Raw genomic sequence first — 723 nt, 5'->3', positions numbered from 1 at the left:
CCTGATTAATGCTGTCATCGACTTCCTGAGAGAGACCAAATACAAACTGCCTGGAATGGATGAAGTTACACTACCTGAAATTTGCACGAAAATCAAATTTATAATTGCGGAAATGCTGGAGAAACTTGCTAACAACCTGGAGATATATTTGTCTCCCATCGTGGAAACCTTCAACACAGTTGAAATGACGTTTCCGTCTGGTAAGGTCATCACTGTAGCCGAGGTCCAAGAAAATGTGAGAAGTAACCTGAAAAGTCTTCTAGCTATGATGGCAGATGTTATAAAGCAAATGGAAAGCCTTGATGTCTTTCTTGAGAAACTAGGACAGACAATCCAAGAGGCTGTTGATGCAGCACAAGAATTTGTGGACAGCATGAAGTCCGACATCTTAGAAGCTATTGCTGCTCCCCTTAACATTTTCTACAAGACGTTGCTCAGTTCTTATGATTACATTAAAGCATTTTTCCTCTTCAGTGTTATGTTACCTTTAGGTCAGTTATTTGACTACCTTTCTACTGAATTTGAGGAAGTGCTTAATGCAAATAATGGAATACAGCAAATTGAGCTTCCTTTCCCCTTTTTCCAGTAAAATTGTCATTCTGAACAAACAGTGAATGAAATAAACACTACCGTCTTTTGAAATGAACATTCTTAAATGGGCATTCAAGCCATTGGACACTCATCTGAAGTGCAGTACCAACATGTTTTAAAAGCAATCACTGG

Annotated in this window: 1 protein-coding gene; it reads left to right on the top strand. The window is 38.7% G+C overall.

The features are described 5' to 3' along the window. The coding region (locus H4O20_RS13160) for a hypothetical protein (RefSeq protein ID WP_221442917.1) at nucleotides 1–589 on the top strand (589 nt) is incomplete at its 5' end. Nucleotides 590–723 lie beyond the last annotated feature (134 nt).

The sequence above is a fragment of the Aequorivita sp. 609 genome, from assembly GCF_014212065.1.
Taxonomy (GTDB): Bacteria; Bacteroidota; Bacteroidia; order Flavobacteriales; family Flavobacteriaceae; genus Aequorivita; species Aequorivita sinensis.
Note: the sequence above shows the minus strand (reverse complement) of the source record. Positions and strands in the feature narration are given on the sequence as shown.